Annotated in this window: 19 protein-coding genes; 5 read left to right on the forward strand and 14 right to left on the reverse strand. The window is 63.7% G+C overall.

Annotated features, from left to right (window positions below; translation table 11 throughout):
- Positions 1 to 90 precede the first annotated feature (90 nt).
- A complete protein-coding gene (gene ppx, locus VMP31_RS02830) occupies positions 91 to 1593 on the forward strand; it encodes an exopolyphosphatase (RefSeq protein ID WP_325503846.1) in 1503 nt (500 codons plus the stop codon).
- Between the two features lie 144 nt (positions 1594 to 1737).
- Here the strand turns inward: ppx and ppk1 are convergent, their stop codons facing one another.
- The 3 genes from ppk1 to VMP31_RS02845 all read right to left on the reverse strand — a co-directional run bounded on the left by ppk1 (position 1738) and on the right by VMP31_RS02845 (position 6626).
- Complete coding sequence (ppk1, locus tag VMP31_RS02835) at positions 1738 to 3954, reverse strand: polyphosphate kinase 1 (RefSeq protein ID WP_325503847.1); 2217 nt, start codon at positions 3952 to 3954, stop codon at positions 1738 to 1740.
- Positions 3955 to 3973: 19 nt separating this feature from the next.
- Positions 3974 to 4987 carry a porphobilinogen synthase gene (gene hemB, locus VMP31_RS02840; protein WP_325503849.1) on the reverse strand — a complete coding sequence of 338 codons (1014 nt, stop codon included), beginning with the start codon at positions 4985 to 4987 and terminating at the stop codon, positions 3974 to 3976.
- A gap of 400 nt (positions 4988 to 5387) precedes the next feature.
- Positions 5388 to 6626 (reverse strand): sterol desaturase family protein, encoded by a 1239-nt coding sequence (locus VMP31_RS02845; protein WP_325503851.1) that lies wholly within the window; start codon positions 6624 to 6626, stop codon positions 5388 to 5390.
- 155 nt (positions 6627 to 6781) lie between these two features.
- On the opposite strand from VMP31_RS02845, the gene elbB reads away from it, so the two are divergent.
- Complete coding sequence (gene elbB, locus VMP31_RS02850) at positions 6782 to 7444, forward strand: isoprenoid biosynthesis glyoxalase ElbB (RefSeq protein WP_325503853.1); 663 nt, start codon at positions 6782 to 6784, stop codon at positions 7442 to 7444.
- Between the two features lie 244 nt (positions 7445 to 7688).
- Positions 7689 to 8156, forward strand: a complete 468-nt coding sequence (locus tag VMP31_RS02855) for a thioesterase family protein (protein ID WP_325503855.1) — start codon at positions 7689 to 7691, stop codon at positions 8154 to 8156.
- Between the two features lie 3 nt (positions 8157 to 8159).
- Here VMP31_RS02855 and VMP31_RS02860 read toward each other — a convergent pair whose 3' ends face one another.
- The 5 genes from VMP31_RS02860 to VMP31_RS02880 form a co-directional block, all read right to left on the reverse strand.
- Entirely contained in the window at positions 8160 to 8621 is a 462-nt protein-coding gene (locus VMP31_RS02860; protein WP_325504007.1) for a YaiI/YqxD family protein, read from the reverse strand.
- A 37-nt stretch (positions 8622 to 8658) separates the two neighbouring features.
- Entirely contained in the window at positions 8659 to 9288 is a 630-nt protein-coding gene (gene rhtB / locus VMP31_RS02865; protein ID WP_325503857.1) for a homoserine/homoserine lactone efflux protein, read from the reverse strand.
- Between the two features lie 91 nt (positions 9289 to 9379).
- Entirely contained in the window at positions 9380 to 10144 is a 765-nt protein-coding gene (locus VMP31_RS02870) for a TerC family protein (RefSeq protein ID WP_325504009.1), read from the reverse strand.
- Complete coding sequence (locus tag VMP31_RS02875) at positions 10144 to 10737, reverse strand: mechanosensitive ion channel family protein (RefSeq protein WP_325503859.1); 594 nt, start codon at positions 10735 to 10737, stop codon at positions 10144 to 10146. Before VMP31_RS02875 ends, VMP31_RS02870 begins: the two co-directional genes overlap by 1 nt.
- Complete coding sequence (locus tag VMP31_RS02880) at positions 10734 to 12644, reverse strand: ATP-binding cassette domain-containing protein (RefSeq protein ID WP_325503861.1); 1911 nt, start codon at positions 12642 to 12644, stop codon at positions 10734 to 10736. Before VMP31_RS02880 ends, VMP31_RS02875 begins: the two co-directional genes overlap by 4 nt.
- Positions 12645 to 12694: 50 nt before the next feature.
- Here VMP31_RS02880 and VMP31_RS02885 point away from each other — a divergent pair, with 50 nt between their 5' ends.
- A complete protein-coding gene (locus VMP31_RS02885) occupies positions 12695 to 13150 on the forward strand; it encodes a TIGR02444 family protein (RefSeq protein ID WP_325503863.1) in 456 nt (151 codons plus the stop codon).
- A 1-nt stretch (position 13151) separates the two neighbouring features.
- Here VMP31_RS02885 and VMP31_RS02890 read toward each other — a convergent pair whose 3' ends face one another.
- Positions 13152 to 14045, reverse strand: a complete 894-nt coding sequence (locus VMP31_RS02890) for an AlgP family protein (RefSeq protein WP_325503865.1) — start codon at positions 14043 to 14045, stop codon at positions 13152 to 13154.
- Between the two features lie 117 nt (positions 14046 to 14162).
- Between VMP31_RS02890 and VMP31_RS02895 the strand changes: the two genes are divergently transcribed.
- Positions 14163 to 14807, forward strand: a complete 645-nt coding sequence (locus VMP31_RS02895; protein ID WP_325503867.1) for an FKBP-type peptidyl-prolyl cis-trans isomerase — start codon at positions 14163 to 14165, stop codon at positions 14805 to 14807.
- 12 nt (positions 14808 to 14819) lie between these two features.
- Here VMP31_RS02895 and rsd read toward each other — a convergent pair whose 3' ends face one another.
- The 5 genes from rsd to hemC form a co-directional block, all read right to left on the reverse strand.
- Positions 14820 to 15293, reverse strand: coding sequence for a sigma D regulator (rsd, locus tag VMP31_RS02900; RefSeq protein ID WP_325503869.1), 474 nt, complete (start codon positions 15291 to 15293; stop codon positions 14820 to 14822).
- 417 nt (positions 15294 to 15710) lie between these two features.
- Entirely contained in the window at positions 15711 to 16931 is a 1221-nt protein-coding gene (locus tag VMP31_RS02905; RefSeq protein WP_325503871.1) for a heme biosynthesis HemY N-terminal domain-containing protein, read from the reverse strand.
- On the reverse strand, positions 16928 to 18082 hold the full coding sequence (locus VMP31_RS02910; RefSeq protein ID WP_414705420.1) for a uroporphyrinogen-III C-methyltransferase: 1155 nt from the start codon (positions 18080 to 18082) through the stop codon (positions 16928 to 16930). The genes VMP31_RS02905 and VMP31_RS02910 overlap by 4 nt, the downstream gene beginning before the upstream one ends.
- Before the next feature lie 16 nt (positions 18083 to 18098).
- Positions 18099 to 18872, reverse strand: a complete 774-nt coding sequence (locus tag VMP31_RS02915) for a uroporphyrinogen-III synthase (protein WP_325503873.1) — start codon at positions 18870 to 18872, stop codon at positions 18099 to 18101.
- Positions 18869 to 19807: a hydroxymethylbilane synthase gene (gene hemC, locus VMP31_RS02920; protein WP_325503875.1), complete on the reverse strand. Its 939-nt coding sequence runs from the start codon at positions 19805 to 19807 to the stop codon at positions 18869 to 18871. Before hemC ends, VMP31_RS02915 begins: the two co-directional genes overlap by 4 nt.
- Positions 19808 to 19874 lie beyond the last annotated feature (67 nt).

Genomic DNA, 19874 nt, shown 5'->3' on the forward strand with positions numbered 1-19874 from the left:
ACACGCGCAGGGCCTGCGACATCAGTATGCGTTGGCGAGGCCGGGCTATCGTGGCAGGATGGCCGGGTTCCGCATTGAGATGTCTCCGTCATGCCGCATACCCCTGCAGAGTCCTTCCCCTTGATTGCAGCCATCGACCTGGGCTCCAACAGCTTCCATATGGTGCTGGCCAAAGCCGACCATGGCGAAATCCGCATCCTCGAACGCCTCGGCGACAAGGTGCAGCTGGCCGCCGGAATCGACGAGCAGCGCCTGCTTAGCGAAGAAGCCATGCAGCGCGGGCTCGACTGCCTGCGCCGCTTTGCCCAGCTGACCGCCAGCCTGCCCGAGGGTGCGGTGCGCATCGTCGGCACCAATGCCCTGCGCGAGGCGCGCAACCGCGATGTATTTATCCAGCGCGCGGAGGCCATCCTCGGTCACCCGGTTGAAGTGATCTCCGGACGCGAGGAAGCGCGGCTGATCTACCTCGGCGTGTCACACAGCATCGCCGACACCCCGGGCAAACGCCTGGTCGCCGATATCGGCGGCGGCAGTACCGAATTCGTCATTGGCCAGCGCTTTGAACCGCTGCTGCGCGAAAGCCTGCAGATGGGCTGCGTGAGCTTTACCCAGCGCTTCTTCAAGGACGGCAAGATCACCCCGGCTCGCTACGCCCAGGCCTACACCGCGGCGCGGCTGGAGATCATGGGCATCGAGCACGGCCTGCGCCGCCTGGGCTGGGAAGATGCGGTGGGGGCCTCGGGCACCATCAAGGCCATCGGCCTGACCATCCAGGCCGCCGGTCTCGGCAGCGGCGAGGTCAATGCCGAAGGTCTGGCCTGGCTGAAACGCAAAATATTCAAGATGGGTGAGGCCGACAAGCTCGACCTCGACGGCATCAAGCCGGATCGCCGCAGCATCTTCCCCGCCGGCCTGGCGATTCTCGAAGCGATCTTCGATGCCTGCGATATCCAGCGCATGAGCCATTCCGAAGGGGCGCTGCGTGAAGGCGTGCTGTATGACCTGCTTGGCCGCCATCAGCATGAGGACGTGCGCGAACGCACCCTCAGCTCACTGATGGAGCGTTACCACGTCGACCTGGAACAGGCCGCACGGGTGGAAAGCAAGGCGCTCTCGGCTCTCGACAAGGTCGCAGACGACTGGGAGCTGAACGACGACTGGCACCGCGAACTGCTCAGCTGGGCAGCCAAGGTACACGAGGTCGGCCTGGACATTGCCCACTACCAGTACCACAAGCACGGAGCCTACCTGGTCGAGCACTCCGACCTGTCCGGTTTCTCCCGCCAGGACCAGCAGATGCTGGCGCTGCTGGTGCGCGGCCATCGACGCAATATTCCCAAGGACAAGTTCGCTGCCTTCGGCGAGGAAGGCGTCAAACTGATGCGCCTGTGCGTGCTGCTGCGCTTCGCCATCCTGTTCCACCATATCCGTGGGACTCAGGAAATGCCCCAGGTGGAACTCAAGGCCAGCCAGCAGCGCCTGGAAATCGCCTTTCCGCAGGATTGGCTAGCCGCCAACCCGCTGACCCAGGCGGACTTCACCCAGGAAGCGGAATGGCTCAAGCGCATCGATATCGAACTGAGCGTACGCTGACGCTCCCGCCCTTCGGGCACCCTCTCCACTAGGGCGTACCGCCCTAAACAGGAGAAGCTGCAGCAGCCTTTGTGGCCCACCCTCCATGGCGAGCACCCTACGGGCCGTCGCCATGCGACGTTGACAATAGCGCCCGGCTATTTCTTATCGTACGCTGACCAGCGGCACCGTCAGCTTGTCCAGCAGCCCGGCCTGGGCGCTGCGCGGGTTCTGATTACCGGTGGGCTGCAGACGTACATAGCGCCCATCCGGCTGCAGCAGCCAGGCGTGGGTGTTGTCGGTCAGGTAAACCTCCAGCTCCTTCTTCACCCGCAGGATCAGTTTCTTGCCTTCCACCGGGAAGCAGGTCTCGACGCGCTTGTCGAGGTTGCGCTCCATCCAGTCGGCGCTGGAGAGGTAGATCTTCTCTTCGCCGCCATTAAGGAAGTAGAACACCCGCGTGTGCTCAAGGAAGCGGCCGATGATCGAACGCACCTGGATATTGTGCGAGACCCCGGCAATGCCCGGACGCAGGCAGCACATACCGCGCACCACCAGGTCGATCTTCACCCCAGTCTGGCTGGCCTTGTACAGCGCGCGGATGATCTTCGGATCGGTCAGCGAGTTGAACTTGGCAATGATATGCGCCGGCTTGCCGTCGGCCGCCAGGGCGGTCTCCTTGGCGATCATATCGAGCAGGGTCTTTTTCAGGGTGAAGGGTGCGTGCAGCAGCTTCTTCATGCGCAGGGTCTTGCCCATACCGATCAGCTGGCTGAACAGTTTGGACACGTCCTCGCACAGCGCCACGTCGGCGGTGAGCAGGCTGTAGTCGGTGTACAGCCTGGCGTTGCCAGCGTGGTAGTTGCCGGTGCCGAGGTGCGCATAGCGAACGATATCGCCGCTCTCGCGGCGCAAAATCAGCATCATCTTGGCGTGGGTCTTGTAGCCCACCACACCATAGATCACCACCGCACCGGCAGCCTGCAGGCGGCTGGCCAGAGCCAGGTTGGACTCTTCATCGAAACGCGCACGCAGCTCGATCACCGCGGTGACCTCCTTGCCGTTGCGTGCCGCTTCCACCAGGGCGTCGACGATTTCCGAGTTGGCCCCGCTGCGGTACAGGGTCTGCTTGATCGCCAGCACGTGCGGGTCTTTTGCCGCCTGACGCAGCAGGTCGACCACTGGGGTAAACGACTCGAAAGGGTGCAACAGGAGGATGTCCTGCTTGCTGACCACACTGAAGATGTTCTCGGCGTTCTGCAGCAGCTTGGGGATCACCGGGGTGAAGGGCTTGTATTGCAGCTCCGGGTGACTGTCCAGGCCGGTGATGCTGAACAGGCGGGTCAGGTTGACCGGGCCGTTGACCCGGTACAGCTCGCTCTCGCTGAGGTTGAACTGCTTGAGCAGGTAATCCAACAGCGGCCGTGGGCAGGTGTCGACCACTTCCAGGCGAACCGCATCGCCATAACGGCGGCTGAACAGCTCGCCGCGCAGGGCGCGGGCCAGGTCTTCGACGTCCTCGGTATCCACCGACAGGTCGGCGTTACGGGTCAGGCGGAACTGGTAGCAACCCTTGACCTTCATGCCCTGGAACAGATCATCGGCGTGGGCATGGATCATCGAGGAAAGGAACACGAAGTTGGCACCGGGGCCGCCGACATCCTCCGGCACCTTGATGATGCGTGGCAGCAGACGCGGAGCCGGGATGATCGCCAGACCCGAGTCGCGGCCAAAGGCGTCGATGCCTTCCAGCTCGACGATAAAGTTCAGGCTCTTGTTCACCAACAGCGGGAACGGGTGTGTCGGGTCGAGGCCGATCGGAGTGATGATCGGCGCGATTTCGTCGCGGAAATAGCGACGTACCCAGGCCTTGTGCTTGGCCGTCCAGAAGCGGCGACGGATAAAGTTGACGTTGTGCTTGGCCAGCGCCGGGAACAGGTTGTCGTTGAGAATCGCGTACTGGCGATCCACCTGCTCGTGCACCAGCTCGGCAATCCGTGCCAGCGCCTGGTGCGGTTGCAGGCCATCGGCACCGGCCTGCTCGCGGGCGAAGTTGATCTGCTTCTTCAGCCCGGCAACGCGGATCTCGAAGAACTCGTCGAGGTTACTGGAGAAGATCAGCAGAAACTTCAGCCGCTCCAGCAACGGATAGGACTCGTCCAGCGCCTGCTCCAGCACGCGGATATTGAACTTCAGCTGCGACAGCTCGCGGTGGATATACAGGCTGCTGTCGTCCAGATTCGGAATCGCCACTGGCGGTGGCGGGGCCGGCACAGGCGCAGGTACCACCACGTCGACCGGCGGGGCCTCCGCGGCTACGGTCTCGTCGACGACCGGCTGGGCGTCCTGCAATTCGCTGTTACTGAGTCCTTCGGTGTTCATCACAAATGTCCCGGGGGCGTCATTGCCCCTGCTTAAGCAGTTCTGCCGCACGTACGGCGAAATAAGTCAGGATGCCATCGGCACCCGCGCGTTTGAAGGCGGTCAGCGATTCGAGGATCACCGCCTCGCCCAGCCAACCGTTCTGGATTGCGGCCATATGCATGGCGTACTCGCCGCTGACCTGATAGACAAAGGTCGGCACCTTGAATTCCGCCTTGACCCGCCAGAGGATGTCCAGATAGGGCATGCCCGGCTTGACCATAACCATGTCTGCGCCTTCGGCCAGATCCGCCGCCACTTCATGCAGGGCTTCGTCGCCGTTGGCCGGGTCCATCTGGTAGCTGGCCTTGTTGGCCTTGCCCAGATTCGCCGCCGAACCCACCGCGTCGCGGAACGGGCCGTAGTAGGCGCTGGCGTACTTGGCCGAATAGGCCATGATCCGCACATTGCTGTGATCAGCCAGTTCCAGGGCCTCGCGAATCGCCTGCACGCGGCCGTCCATCATGTCAGAGGGCGCGACCACCTGGGCACCAGCGGCGGCATGGGACAGGGCCTGCTTGACTAGGGCATCGACGGTGATGTCGTTCTGCACATAGCCATCTTCGTCGAGGATGCCGTCCTGACCGTGGGTGGTAAACGGATCGAGAGCCACATCGCTGATCACCCCCAACTCGGGGAACTTGCCGCGCAGGGCACGGATCGCGCGCTGGGCGATGCCCTCAGGGTTCCAGGCCTCCTCGCCGAGCAGGGATTTGTTCTCCAGCGGCGTCACAGGGAACAGCGCCAGGGCGGGAATGCCCAGAGCCACCCACTTCTCCGCTTCCTGCAGCAGCAGGTCGATGGACAGGCGCTCGACGCCCGGCATCGAGGCAATCGCTTCGCGGCGGTTTTCACCATCGAGGACAAATACCGGCAAAATCAGGTCATCAACGCTCAAACGATGCTCACGCACCAGTCGCCGGGAAAACTCATCACGGCGGTTGCGACGCAGGCGGGTGGCGGGGAACAGACGGTTGGCGGGGGTAAAGCTCACGACAGGCTCCAGAGCCCGGATCGACGGGCGAGTGTGACAGTTATAAGCGGCCATTATGACCAAAGTATGACAGCACACGACAGCGCTGCGACCGCTTGCCGCAAGCAGGCTCAGGATAGCGGGCGAAAAAACCGCGGCATAGTGCGGCACGCCGCGGGCAGCGTCTTTATTTCAGCAGTCCGGCCCCTGGCAGGCCGCACTCAACACCTCAAGCTCAGGCCGCTAGCAGGCCGTTGAAAAATGTAGGCGAGGCGGGCAAGACAATACCGATGGCGGCCCCACAAAAACGGCCGAGGAAGCGGACTGAGCTCGCACACGAGTTTACTGGCTGTAAATGAGCATTCCGAGACGCCGCGTCCCGGGCCGTTTTTAACGCAGTATTGCCAACGCAGGTAGTTTTTCAACGGACTGCTACCGTGCTCCGTTCACCTGGCGTGTAGTACAACGCCACCAGGCTGAGCAGGCTGTAGCCCAGCAGCAACGGCCAGAGCAGCGGCAGCTCCGGCAACAGACCGAGTTGCAGCGCCAGCCATACCACCGGCAGGTTGAGCGCCAGACGCAGCAGCTCCAGACGCCTGGCCGTCGGGCGGTTCTCCAGCCAGGTGCCGATCACGTACAGGCCACCGGCCATCCAGGCCAGCCCCAATAGCAATGCCGCCGTGCTCAGCTCGGCAGCCAACGCCAGCAGGCCGGTGCCGGCGAGCACATAGAGGCTGAACTGGGTCGCGGCATACACTTGCTGGCCACGGCTCAGCGGCACGTCGAATTTGACGAACTGACTGAGGTCCGGCTTTGCCTGCGGATACTTGGCCGCCACATCGGCTGGCCGCCAGCCGGTGGGCATAAACCAGATGCGCAGCCTGTCCCACCAGGACTCGGCCCGCTGCGCATCGCGCCATAGCGCCACATAGAACTGCGCATTGGCCCACAGCGGGTTCCAGCTGGCCAGCGGCGTGGTCACGCCGAAGATTACCGGCTGCTCATCCAGCTCTTCCTGAAAGGTGCCGAATAACCTGTCCCAGAGAATGAACACTCCACCGTAGTTGCGATCCATATACACAGCATTCTGCGCATGGTGCACGCGGTGGTTGGACGGCGAGACAAACAGCCACTCGAACCAGCCCAGCTTGGGAATATGCCGGGTATGCACCCAGAACTGGTAAAGCAGGTTGAGCGCCGCCACCGTCAGAAACACCAGCGGCGGCACGCCGGCTACGGCCATGGGCAGGTAGAAAATCCAGCCGAAGATAAACCCGGTGCTGGTCTGGCGCAGAGCGGTGGAGAGGTTGTAGTCCTCACTCTGGTGATGCACCGAGTGGGCCGCCCAAAGCACATTGCGCTCGTGGCCCAGGCGGTGGTTCCAGTAATAACAGAAGTCGTAGAAGACGAAGGCCAGCAGCCAAACCCAGAGCGGTTCGGCGGACAGCTCGAAAACTGCCAGCTGCTGCCAGGCCAGGGTATAGATAAGCAGGCCAATGGTTCTGGTCAGCAGGCCCGCGGTGGTCGACAACACACCGGCGCTAAGGCTGTTGATAGCGTCGGCCAGACGATAACTGCTGACCCCACGCCAGCGATCAGCCAGCAGTTCCAGGGCGATCAGTACAAAGAAAAAAGGTACGGCGTAGAGGATGTAATTCATAGTGTCGCCATATCGATGTGCAGCTAGGATTGCTAAGAGAATCCTAGCCGAGCGCCACATCTGCTTCGCGGCGCACCATGCCAACCTGGGTGGCATATGGCGACAGACAACAACCCCATTCAATCCGCTACGACTCGGCAATTCAGGAGCATTTAATGAACAAAAAGGTTGCGGTGATTCTTTCCGGCTGTGGCGTCTACGATGGCGCGGAAATCCATGAAAGCGTGATCACCCTGCTGCGTCTCGACCAGCGCGGTGCCCAGGTGCAGTGCTATGCCCCCAACGTGGCGCAACTGCACGTGGTCGACCATTACAGCGGCGACGAGATGGACGAGACGCGCAACGTGCTGGTGGAGTCGGCGCGCATCGCCCGCGGCAAGATCAAGGACGTCAAGGAGCTGCATGTCGGCGATTTCGACGCACTGATCCTGCCCGGAGGTTTTGGCGTGGCGAAGAACCTCTCCGACTTCGCCATCAGCGGAGCCAACTGCACGGTGCAAGCCGACGTGCTAAGCGCCGCCCAGGCCTTCGTCAAGGCTGGCAAGCCAGTCGGCCTGATCTGCATCGCGCCGGCCCTGGCGGCGAAAATCTTCGGCAACGGGGTGATCTGCACCATCGGCAACGACCACGACACCGCCGCGGCCATGACCCAGATGGGCGCGGTCCACCATGAGTGCGAAGTCAGCGACATCATTGAAGACCCTGCGCGCAAACTGGTCAGTACCCCGGCCTATATGCTCGCCCAGTCGATCAGCGAAGCGGCCTCGGGCATCAATAAGCTGGTTGATCGAGTGCTGGAGCTGGCTCACCACGACTAAGAACACGCTTACGATCTGCTGCGCGTCGGCCCTACTGCGTTAAAAACAGACTCGGACTGCTCATTTACAGCTCGTAAACTCCGCGTCCTCGCCTGTTTTTGCCTTGTAGGACTCTAGCTCGCGAGATCGTAAACACGTTCTAGCAAGCTGTTTACGCCAATGGTCGCGGCACTCCCGCCGCGACCCTGGCCAAGCGCTGCGCACTGCGGCAGTTTGACTGCCTCCCTCCCAGGATGTCGCCCGCATGAGCACCACACCCGCCTTCGACCCGGAACTGCAGCAGGCCGTGGCCGGCTTCTTCCAACGCATCCCCTTCAATCAGATGCTCGGTATCGAGCTGGATGAACTGAGCCTGGAGCGGGTCACCATGCACCTGCCGATGAAGCCCGAGCTGATCGGCAACTTCGTTCACGGCATCCTGCATGGCGGGGTGATCTCCTCGCTGCTGGATGTGGCCGGCGGTGCCATGGCGCTGATCGGCGCGTTCGACAAGCACCAGCACCTGTCCAGTGCCGAGCGCATGACGCGGCTGTCCAAGCTCGGCACCATCGACCTGCGCATCGACTACCTGCGCCCCGGCCGCGGCCAGCGCTTTACCGCCACGGCGGTGCTGCTGCGCTCGGGCAACAAGGTGGCGGTGGTACGCAGCGAATTGCACAGCGACGATGGCACCCTGGTGGCGGTGGGTACCGGCACCTATCTATGCGGCTAGGCGTTAGCCGCCAGCCTGACGCTGCAAGCGGGTCAGAATACGATCCAGGGCATTGGCAAAGGTCTGCTTGTCGCGCTCGTTATAAGGCGGCTGACCGCCACCGACCTGGCCCTGCTCGCGCAGCTCGGTAAATAGGTTTCGCACCGCCAGCTTGTCGCCCATATTGCGTTCATCGAACTCGCGTCCGCGCGGATCGAGGGCAGCCACGCCCTTTTTCACCAGGCGATCGGCCAGGGGCACATCGCTGCAGATCACCAGTTCGCCGGGCAGGGCGTGTTCCACCAGATAATCGTCGGCAGCGTCCGGGCCGCTGGGCACCACAATAAGCCGCACACAGCTGTAGGCCGGTTTGACCTGGGCCTGGCCAGCCACCAGCAGCACCTCGAAGCGGCGCTTGAGGGCGAACTTGACCACCTGATCCTTGGCCGCCCTGGGGCAGGCGTCGGCATCTATCCATACCCGCAGCGGCGCGCTTTGCTCATTCACAACCAAGCACTCCCACTCACACCGGCGCGCGGCGCACCGTGGCCAGCAATGCCGCCGCACCAATAAATAGCGCGCCGAAGGTGCGATTCATCAGACGCTGCTGACGTGGCGAACGCAGCGCCCGCAGCAGCCGCGCGGCCAGGCCGGTGTAGCCGGCCATGACGATCAGGTCGACGCAGATCATGGTCACGCCCATCACCAGATACTGGCTTAGCAGCGGGGCCTGCGGGTTGAGGAACTGCGGCAGCACCGCGAGCATAAAGACAATGGCCTTGGGGTTGCTGAAGTTAACCAGAAAACCGCGCAGCACCAGGGTCAGCGGCCGACCGATAGGCCGCTCGGCGGGTGCCGCCATGTCGCTGGGCAGCGCCTGCCACTGGCGATAGCCGAGGTACACCAGATAGACCACGCCGAACCATTTGATCAGGCTAAAGGCCAGCTCCGAAGCGGCGAGAATCGCCCCGACACCGGCGGCGACGATAACGATCTGCAAAGCCAGCCCCAGCTGCAGGCCCAGAGCGTTCCAGTAGCCGCGCAGAAAACCGTACTGCAACCCTGCGGACATCGAGGCAATCGCCCCGGCACCTGGCGACAGGCTGATGATCCAACAGGCGACGAAGAACGCGAGCCAAGTTTCCAGTGCCACGGCGATACCTCAGACAGGTCGATAAAAAGATCAAAAAAAGGGGTAGGCCACGTAGCCTACCCCTTGTTGGGTTACTCGCCCAGCCTGCTAATCAGTCCGGCGAACCCTTGCGCAATTGCACCGGATCCATCTCTTCCTTGCGCGCCCGGGCACGGGCCGTGCGCAGGCGGATATTGATGGCTTCCACCGCCAACGAGAAGGCCATGGCGAAGTACACGTAGCCCTTGGGTACATGCACATCGAAGGCTTCGGCGATCAACACGGTACCCACCACGATCAGGAACGACAGGGCGAGCATCTTCAGGCTCGGGTGCTTGTCGATAAAGTCGCTGATGGTGCCGGCCGAAAGCATCATCACGATCACCGAGATGACGATGGCCGCGACCATCACCGGCACGTTATCCACCAGCCCAACCGCGGTGATTACCGAGTCCAGGGAGAAGATGATATCGATGATGGCGATCTGCACGATGATGCCCATAAAGCCATAGGCCTTGCCGCCACCAGCCTGGGCCTCTTCTTCGCCTTCCAGGCTGTGGTAGATTTCCGCGGTGCTCTTGAACAGCAGGAACAGGCCGCCGAAAAATAGAATCAGATCGCGCCCGGAGAAGCCTTCGCCGAAGACATGGAACAGATCGGTGGTCAGGCGCATCACCCAGCTGATCGACAACAGCAGCAGAATCCGCGTGCCCATGGCCAGGGCCAGGCCGAAGAAGCGCGCCTTGGGTTGCTGATGTTTGGGCAGGCGACTGACCAGAATCGAGATAAAGATAATGTTGTCAATGCCGAGGACGATTTCCAGGGCGGTCAGGGTCAGAAACGCGACCCAGAGTTCAGGGTTGGCCAGCCATTCCATCATGCTTGTGTCTCGACTTTGTTCACGGTGGGGAGTTCGCCATTGCGCCAGCGGCGCACGGCTTTCTGGAAGAACAGACTATTGGGCACCTGCACCCAGCAACCCGGGGCATCGCCACTGAGGTCTTCGAGGGTGGTGTAGAACAGGTTGATCGACAGCACCCGACCTTTGACACCGGGCTTGTCGGCACTTTCGATCACTTCCACGCAGTCGCCGATGCGAAACGGCGTCAGGGTCACGATCAGCAGCGCACAGAACAGGTTGGACAGCACGCTCCAGATGGCGAAGAAGGCCACTGCGGCCACGGCGACAAAGCCGGTCAGCGCCGTCCACAGTACCTGGGCGGAAACCCCCAGGCGCTCCAGCACCAGCATAAAGGCGCTGCCCATGATCAACCAGCGCAGTGCGCCACGCAGGGGCCACAGGACCTCCGTCGGCAACTGCGGGTAGCGCGTGGCCAGACGGCTCAGGCCGCGAGCCAGCAGGCGCTGCAGCAACCAGGCAAGCAACAGGATCAGCAGCACCTGACCACCACGGATCAAGGGTTCGCTGTAGACGAGCAGCCATTCGCCCGCGGGCCATTCGAGTTTCAACTTGCGGCCTCCAGCTCGGCCTGCAAGGCCTCCAGGGTTTCCAGCGCCAGCATCCAGCGTTCCTCCAGATCGGCTTCGCGGCTTTTCAGCCGGGCCTGATCGGCCAGGGCATCGCGCAGCTCATCCTTGCGCGCCGCTTCGTAGATAGCGCTGTCGCCCAGACGCTGTTCCACCGCGGCGAGCTGGGTATGCAACTGCCCCAGCTCCTTTTCCAGTTTGTCGGCCTCACGCTTGTGCGGGGCCAGCTGCTGGCGCAGGGCCGCCGCGACCTGGCGCTGGGCGCGCTTGTCGGTCTTGTCCAGATTGATCTCGGCACTGCTCGGCGCGGCCTGGCGCACACGGTAATCCACCAGCCAGCGGGCGTAGTCTTCCAGGTCGCCATCGAACGACTGCACGCGGCCATCGGCAACGAGGAGGAACTCGTCAGTGGTGCTCTTGAGCAGGTGGCGATCGTGGGATACCACCACCACCGCGCCGCTGAACTCCTGCAGGGCCATGGTCAGGGCCAGACGCATTTCCAGGTCGAGGTGGTTGGTCGGTTCATCGAGCAGCAGCAGGTTGGGCTTGCCCCAGGCGATCAGAGCCAGGGCCAGACGGGCTTTTTCACCGCCGGAGAAGTTCAGCACCGGCTCGTCGCAGCGCGGGCCGCGGAAATCGAAGCCACCGAGGAAATCGCGCAAGGTCTGCTCGCGCTCGGTGGGGGCCAGGCGCTGGAAATGCAGCAAGGGGCTGGCCTTGTCGTCCAGGGCATCGAGCTGGTGCTGGGCGAAGTAGCCCACCACCAGGTTCTCGCCACGCTGCAAGCGGCCGCTGATGGGCTGCAGTTCGCCGGCGAGGTTCTTGATCAGGGTCGACTTGCCTGCCCCGTTGGGCCCGAGCAGGCCCAGGCGCGCGCCAGGGGTCAGCTGCAGCTTGACCTGCTCCAGCACCACCTTGTCGCCGTAACCCAGGCGGCCTTCGCTAAGATCCAGCAGCGGGCTGGAGATCTTGTCGGCCTCGCGGAAGCTGAAGTCGAAGGGCGAATCGACATGCGCAGCCGACAGTTCCTCCATACGCTCCAGGGCCTTGATCCGGCTCTGCGCCTGACGGGCCTTGGTCGCCTGGGCCTTGAAGCGGGCGATGTACTTTTCCATATGCGCGCGCTGCACTTGCTGCTTCTCGTAGGCCTGCTGCTGCTGGGCCAGACGCTCGGCGCGGGTGCGCTCGAAAGCCGAATAGCCGCCGCGATACAGCGTCAGCTTGCGCTGTTCAACATGGGCGACGTGATCGACCACGGCATCGAGAAAATCGCGGTCGTGAGAAATCAGCAGCAGGGTGCCGGGATAACTCTGCAACCAGCCTTCCAGCCAGAGGATCGCATCCAGATCCAGGTGGTTGGTCGGCTCGTCGAGCAGCAGCAGGTCGGACGGACACATCAGCGCCTGGGCCAGGTTCAGGCGCATGCGCCAGCCACCGGAGAAGTCGCCGACGCGGCGGTCCATCTGCGCACTGTCGAAACCCAGACCGGCAAGCAGCTTGCGCGCTCGGGCATCGGCGGCATAACCGTCGAGGTTGTCCAGTTCGGTGTGCAGGCGAGCAATGGCCGAGCCATCGTGCGCGGCCTCGGCCACGGCCAGCTCGGCTTGCACCTTGCGCAGCTGCACATCACCGTCGAGCACATAGTCCACCGCCTGGCGCTCGACCGCGTCGATCTCCTGGCGCATATGGGCGATGCGCCAGTCGGCGGGAATCAGGCAGTCGCCCGCGTCCGCGCTGAGCTCGCCGCGCAGCAAAGCGAATAGGCTGGATTTGCCGGCACCGTTGGCACCGATCAGGCCGGCTTTATGGCCGGGGTGCAGGGTCATCTCGGCGTCTTCTAGCAGACGCTGAGGGCCACGCTGTAAAGTGAGGTTCTGAAGTCGGATCATAATGGCGGCGGAGTCTACCAGAGTCGCCTATCAGTTACGCGGAAAGCACCATGTACCCTGACCTGTGGCGATTTGCCGAAGAGTTCTATCGACGTCCCGGCGTCGAGGCCGCCTGCCTGCAGTTGCAGGCCCAGGGCGCGGATGTCTGCCTGCTGCTCTGCGCACTCTGGTGCGAGGTACGCAACGTGCCCTGCACTGAGCAACGCATCGCGGCATTACGCAGCATCGCCCAGCCCTGGCAAGCGCAGGTGGTGACGCCGTTGCGGCAGTTGCGCCAGGGTTGGCGCAGCGCCGCACAGGACGACCCCGCTCTGGCGAGCTTGCGCGAACAGGTAAAAACACTCGAACTGGAAGCCGAGCGCGAACTGCTGCAGCGCCTGGCACTGCAGAGTCGTGACTGGCCCAGTGCAGAGACCACGCAGACGGGCTGCTGGCTGGAGCAGCTCGCCCCCGCCGCCGAACACGCCGCGATGCAGGTGCTGCGCGACGCGGCGGCCCGTCCCTGACTTAGGACGCGCTTGGGGCGGTGCTGGTGTTGTCGCTGCTGGCAGCTGCGGCAGGTGCAGCGGCGGGTTTGGCAGGTGCAACCGGCTTGGCCGCTGCTGGCTTTTTCACCGCCGGTTTGGCTGCAGGCTTGGTCACGGGTTTGGTAGCTGCCTTGGTTGCAGGGGCCTTGCTCGCGGCCGGCTTGGCAGCGGCTTTCACTGCGGGCTTGGCCGCAGGTTTGGCGCTAGCGCTAGCAGCAGGCTTCTTCGCCGTGGTGCTGGCTGGGGACTTGGCTGCCGGTGCAGCTGGAGCCTTGGCCGCTGGTTTGGCCGCGGCTCGAGCCGGAGCCTTGTTCGCAGGCTTGGCTGCAGCCTTGGTCGCTGGAGCAGGCTTGCTCGCCGGTTTGGCGGCAACTTTGCTCGCGACAGGCTTGGCCGGGGCTTTGGCCGCGGTTTTGGCCACTGCCGGTTTGGCAGCAGGGGCAACCATCGCCGCCTTGGCCGTACGGCTGTCCAGTGCCTTGCTCACAGCCTCTTTGACCTTGCCTACGCCCTGGGCCAGCTTCAGGCTTTCCTGGGCATCGCGCTTGAGCCCGGCAATATAGCTGCGGGTTTCGGTTTGACGCGCCTTGAGCGCATCCAGCAGTTCTTCGAGTTCAGCCACTGCTTCCTTGGCCTTGTTCTGGGCCTTGGCCTTACCGGCTACAGCGGCATCCTGCAGCTTGCTGCGCGCCTTGTGCAGTTTTTCCTGGGCGTTGCCGCGCTGCTTCTCCAGTTTGGCGAGCAGTTTCTCTGCATCGATCAAGGCGCGGCTGCAAGCATCTTCAAGATGCTCGAGCAGGCTGGTGGAAAGTTGCTGGAGCAAATGCAACGGGGTACTGACCGACTTTTTCTTTGCGTTCTTTGTAGCCGACATAACGCGCCTCCTGGCGAGTGAAGATGCCACTAATACTAGTCCTCCTCGCCACTGCGTCGCTACCTCGCCCATTAGGCTAACAGGCATAATCAGCGCAACTTTGGTCGGAGAACGTCCATGCCGCGGATTTCGCTGCTACTGCTGTGCCTGCTCGCACCACTCGCGCAGGCCCAGGAAGACTCACAGGATCTGGCCTACAGCCTGGGTGTGCGCCTGGGTGAACGGCTGCGTGAGGAAGTACCGCAACTGGACCTGCAGGCCCTGCTCGACGGCCTGCGCCAGGCCTATCGCAATGAGCCCCTGGCTCTGGATGGCGAACGCATCGACAGCCTGCTGGCCGCCCATGAGGCCCAGCTGGCCAGCGCCTCGGCGCTACGCGAGCGAGCCATGACGGCAGAGCGACGCTTCCTTGCCCGGGAAAAAGCCAAAGCCGGTATGCGCGAGCTGGACAATGGTGTGCTGGTGCTGGAGCTGCGCCCGGGACGTGGGGCCAAACCCAAGGCGAAAAGCCGTGTGCAGGTACGCTATAGCGGTCAACTGGCGGACGGTAGCCAGTTCGATGAGAGCCAGACGCCCCAGTGGTTCAGCCTGCCCAGCGTGATTGCCGGCTGGCGCAGTGCATTGCAGCAGATGCCGGTGGGCGCGCAGTGGCGGTTGGTCATTCCGTCGGCGCAGGCCTATGGCGAGGAAGGTGCGGGGGATCTGATTCCACCCTACTCGCCCCTGGTGTTCGAGCTGGAGTTGCTCGACACCAAGGAATAACCGGTCAATGCATCAGAGGGCCGGTGCAGCCTGCTCTTGATGGGCGTTGTGCAGGACTTCGATCAGGCAGTCTTCCAACTCGAAGCGCTCGTGCAGCAACTGCCCGAGGCGCACCAGCTCATCGATCAACGAGCCCGAATCATGGCAGTCACCATTGTCGCAACGGTCGTTGAATGCCAATGCCACTTCGGTGATCACTTCGATACGCGGATAAATCTGCTTGGCCAGTTCCAGTCCGCGCTCATCACCAAATGCCTTGGCTTCGTTGGTCAGCTGTTCGTAGACCTCGAAGTGGCCGGCCGACACGTAGTCGACGAGGATTTCGCAGAATTTTTGCAGGGTCTCGGCGTTGGCACTCGGCGCTTGCGGCGAACTGTTGATGGCCGCATAGGCGTGCACCAGTTCTTGACGTTCTTGCAGCCAGCGGTCGATCAGCAGGTGAACTCCACCCCAACGTTCCTGGGCGTTCTGACAACTCTCGAGCATGATGACCTCACTTCCCTATTGCTATTAGTGTTGTTCGCCTGGTCGAGACATTTTTCTGTCAATTAGCCCAGGGGCTTGGGAAGAAAACCGTGGAACGGCAACTTTCCGGCGGTACCTGCGAGCCAGATTATGCCCGCCCGCCTAAGCCTTCAAGACAGCCCCGGAGAAAATTTCATACAAGCGTTTAACTTGTTCCCGGTCTCGCGCCCACGGCGCAAGCGGCCTGTAAAAGCACAGGGTAACCGGCCACAGCGCCACGCCTGACCGGCTGGCGCGGGCCCGCATCAAGCATCATGCGCTTATCCACCCGCACCGTCCGGCCCGCACAAGCAACCGAGCAGGCTGCTCTCGCCTCGACCTGTAGCGCCACTGTAAAGCATTCCCCGCGGCGTGACCGATAAGCTTATTCGCGCCGGCCTAGCCAGCCAGGCGGCGATCCAGCAGCCCCAGACCGTCCTGAAACAGCTGGTTGCTCGCCTCGATCTCACCCAGCTGGGCAAGCAGACGCGCCAGCTCGGCGCAGGTTTCCGGGTGTCGCTCGAAGGTCAGGCTGCTCTCGAGATAGCCGCGCGCCTTGCCCCATAACTGGTTGTGCACGCACAGGCGACCCAGGGTCAGCAGCAGCCCGGCATCCTGCGGGTGAGCCTGCAACAGGCCTTCAGCCACCTGCAGTTGACGGGCGGCATCGCTGCCATGCAGCAAGCCATAGAGGCGCACCAGATGGCTGTCGTACTGACGCTTGAGGGCGCTCTGCAGCAAGGTTTCGGCCTCCGCCTCGGCACCCAGGTGGCGCAGCTGCTCGACATAGGCCGCGAGCATATCCGGCTCCTGGCGCTGCGCCGTGGACAGCTGCTGCCAGATCTTGGCCAGTGCCGCCAGGCGCTCTCCACGACTGTCCTCGGCAGTCTGTCCGATACTCGCCAGGCGACCGTGCCAGGCCTGCCGCTCCAGCTCGCTCAGAGTGGCGTCGCCGAGCAGCCGCTGCTTACGCAGTTCCGGCAGCAGGCCCAGCAGACCCGACCAGTCCTGCTGCTGCAGATACAGCTGCTGCAGCCGCAACAGCACCTGATGCTGCTGCGGATACCGCTCGCGCATGACCTGCAAAGTGTCCCGGGCCGCTTCGCCCTGGCCGCGGGCCAGTTGCAGTTCGGCATGGGTCAGGGCCACGGCCAGTTCGGCCTTGGGCTGGCGCTCCAGCGCCCGTTCCAGCAGCGCATCGCTGTCCTCATGCTGGCCCAGTTGCTGCGCCGCTCGCGCCGCTCCCAGGTAATACATCAGGGGTTGCGGCGCACTCTCGGCGGCGCGGCGCAAATGGCGCAGCGCGCGCGCCCAGTGGCCCTCGGCCAGGTCGACAAAACCCAGCTCGGCGGCCATGCGCGTGCGCCGGCGCTCATGCAGGCCCGACCAGGGATTGACCAGGCCGGCCGAGGTCAGGGCAAACCGCAGCAACAGGCGCAGGCCGTACAGCAGCATCCAGAGCACCAGCAGCAGCCCGACAAAGGCCCACAGACTGGACTCGAAGCGAAAGCCCTTGTAGGCCAGCAGCACATAGCCCTGATGCTGCGCGATGGCCAGCCCCAGCAGTGTCAGGCCGACTATTGCCGCCAGCACCAGGAGAATCAGATAAAGGCGTTTCATGGGCGCGGCTCCAGCTCGGTCGACTCGACTTCGACCGCGCTATCGGCCTCGAACTGGGCACGGGCCGATTGTTTGCTGGCGATATAGGCCTGGATCGCATTGAGGCTATTGCTCAGGTCAGGCACCTTGACCTCGATGGGCCGCCCCAGCAGCTCGTCGATGCGCGCCGCCAGGGCACGGCTGTCCGGATTTTCTGCATTGAAGTGGCTGGCCAATACATCCCGGGCCTGGCGCAGGGCCTGCTGGTAGACCGCGGTATGGCCATGCAGGGCGGCCCACTGCGCCTGCTCGAAGCTCATGCTCAGGGCCAGGCGCACTTGCGACAGCGCCTGGCCGGCCAGCAGCGGGCGAATATTCTGATCGGCACTGAAATCCAGGCGCACATACTGCGCCAGGGTTTCCAGGCCGCGCACCCACCAGCTCTGCGGCTCACCCTCGGCGGCCAGCTCGCTCAGCGCGCCACCTTCGCCATCGCCGGCAAAGGTCGGTGGCAGGGCTTCGAGTTGAGCGGCCTGATCGCGCAACGCGCCGAGTTGCAGAAACAACCCGGTACGATCCGGATCGAAACTGCCGCGCAACGCTGCGAGACTCTTCGCCAGCTGCTCGCGGGCCGCAAAGGCCGCCGGGTCATCCTGGCTGCGCAGGATTTCGTCTGCGCCATCGACCAGCGCCAGGGCACTGTTGATGTCCTGCAGCGCCGACAGCCGCAGGCTGGCCAGACGCAGCAGATGCTCGGCTTCGGCCAGTCGCCAGTCCTGACGACTAGCCCCCAGCAGGCTTTCCAGACGCTGGTTAAGCAGTTGCTGGTCGCCCTGCAGCTGGCTCAGCAGACGGCGCTGGCCGTCCAATTCGGCCGGCTGCGGCAATTGCTGCAGGCGGCTGTCCAGGGCCCGGGTCTTGGCCACCAGGTCATCGGTCTGCCCGCGGGTCTGCTGCAGCTGGCCCACCTGCTGCTGGTCACGCACGTCCAGCGCGCGCAGCTGCCAGACACTCCACCCGCCTACGCCCACACCGGCAGCCCCCACCAGCAAAGCCACAGCGGCCAGGGCGTTGCCGCGGGATGGCGGCTTGGCCGGAGGCGGCACCGGCTTGGCAGCGGAGGTGTCCACAACGGTTGGTTCCTGCACGTTCGGGGTAGTCGCTTCGCTCACGTATCCATCCTTTGCATCAGAGGTCGGGGGCAGGTTGCGCCTGCAACGCCGCCAGCAAGGCCGCGGCATTCGCGCCGCGGCAGTCCACAACAAATTGCGCACCGGCCGCGCGGGCCATTTCGGCCACCCGCGGACTGGGTACAAACAAGGGTAGACGGGCCAGCTGTGGCCAGTCGTGGTCGGCCAGTTCGCGCAAATGCGCAAAACCCTGCCCACTGCTGACCACCAGGCCATTCAGTCGTTCGCCGGCAATGCGCTGAGGCAGCGCCGCCGGTGGGTATTCCGGCAACAGGCGGCGGTACAGTGGCAGATAGTCCACCTGCACACCTTGGCCGCGCAAGCAGTCGGCGAGTAACTCTCGGCCACCCTCGCCGCGCAGGATCAATACCTGCGGGGCAACGGCCGCGGCCAGCGCCTGCTGCAACTGCGGCAGGGCAAGCAGGGCCTCGCTGTCATCGCCCTGCTCGGGGTAATACACACTCAGGCCATGCTCACGGAGAATTTGCGCCGTGGCGGCACCGACACTGAACCAGGGCTGTTCGGCCGCAAGCTGAACCTGATAGCGATCAAGCAGGGCCAGAGCCAACCGCGCCGCCGGCTTGCTCACCACAATCACCGCGCAATAACGCTGCAGATCCTGCAGCACCGCGCGCTGCTCAGGGCTTTGCGCCAGGGCCTCGATGCGCAGCAGCGGCAGGCTGCTGCTATAAATGCCGCGCGCCGCCAGGGTTGCCGCCAGGTCCGCCGATTCCTCGGCCGGACGGGTCAGCAACAGACGCCAGGCGCTCACTCGGCGGCGGCCTCGCCATACACCGCTTGCAGAATGGCCGCGGCACCCTGGGCCAGCAGCGCCTCGGCCACCTGCACCCCCAGCTGCTCGGCCTGCACCGCCGGCGCACGGTTTTCCGCCCGCAACAGCAAGCCGCCATCCGGCTGACCGACCAGGCCACGCAGCCACAGCTGCTCGCCTTCCAGCACCGCGTAGCAGGCGATTGGCACCTGGCAGCCGCCATTCAGATGCTTGTTCAAGGCGCGCTCGGCGGTCACCCGCAATGCGGTATCGCGGTGATGCAAGGGCGCGAGCAGGGCATGGATTTCACTATCGGCGCTGCGGCATTCGATGCCCACCGCGCCCTGGCCACCGGCCGGCAGGCTGTCCTCGGCGCTGATCGAGGAGCGGATGCGTGCCTCAAAACCGAGGCGAATCAGGCCGGCGGCGGCGAGAATGATGGCGTCGTACTCGCCGGCATCCAGCTTGGCCAGGCGGGTGTTGACGTTGCCACGCAGGAACTGGATTTTCAGATCCGGACGGCGCGCCAGCAGCTGGGCCTGGCGGCGCAGGCTGGAAGTGCCGACCACGCTGCCGGGCGGCAGTGCATCGAGGCTGGCGTAGGTATTGGAAACAAAGGCATCGCGCGGGTCTTCGCGCTCGCAGATGCAGTACAGGCCCAGGCCTTCGGGGAAATCCATGGGCACATCCTTCATCGAATGCACGGCGATATCGGCCTGGCCTTCGAGCAGAGCGGTTTCCAGCTCCTTGACGAACAAGCCCTTGCCGCCGATTTTCGCCAGGGGCGCATCGAGCAGCTTGTCGCCGCGACTGACCATGGGGACCAGGCTGACGACCAGGCCGGGATGGGCCTGTTCCAGGCGCGCCTTGACATGCTCGGCCTGCCAAAGGGCCAGGGCGCTTTTACGGGTGGCGATACGGATTTCGCGGGACATGGGCAATTCCAGAAAACGGACTGCCGGGGATAATAACAGGCTGGCTCACATCAGGCCTGCGACCCGG

The organism is Pseudomonas sp. (assembly GCF_035512415.1).
Lineage (GTDB): Bacteria > Pseudomonadota > Gammaproteobacteria > Pseudomonadales > Pseudomonadaceae > Aquipseudomonas.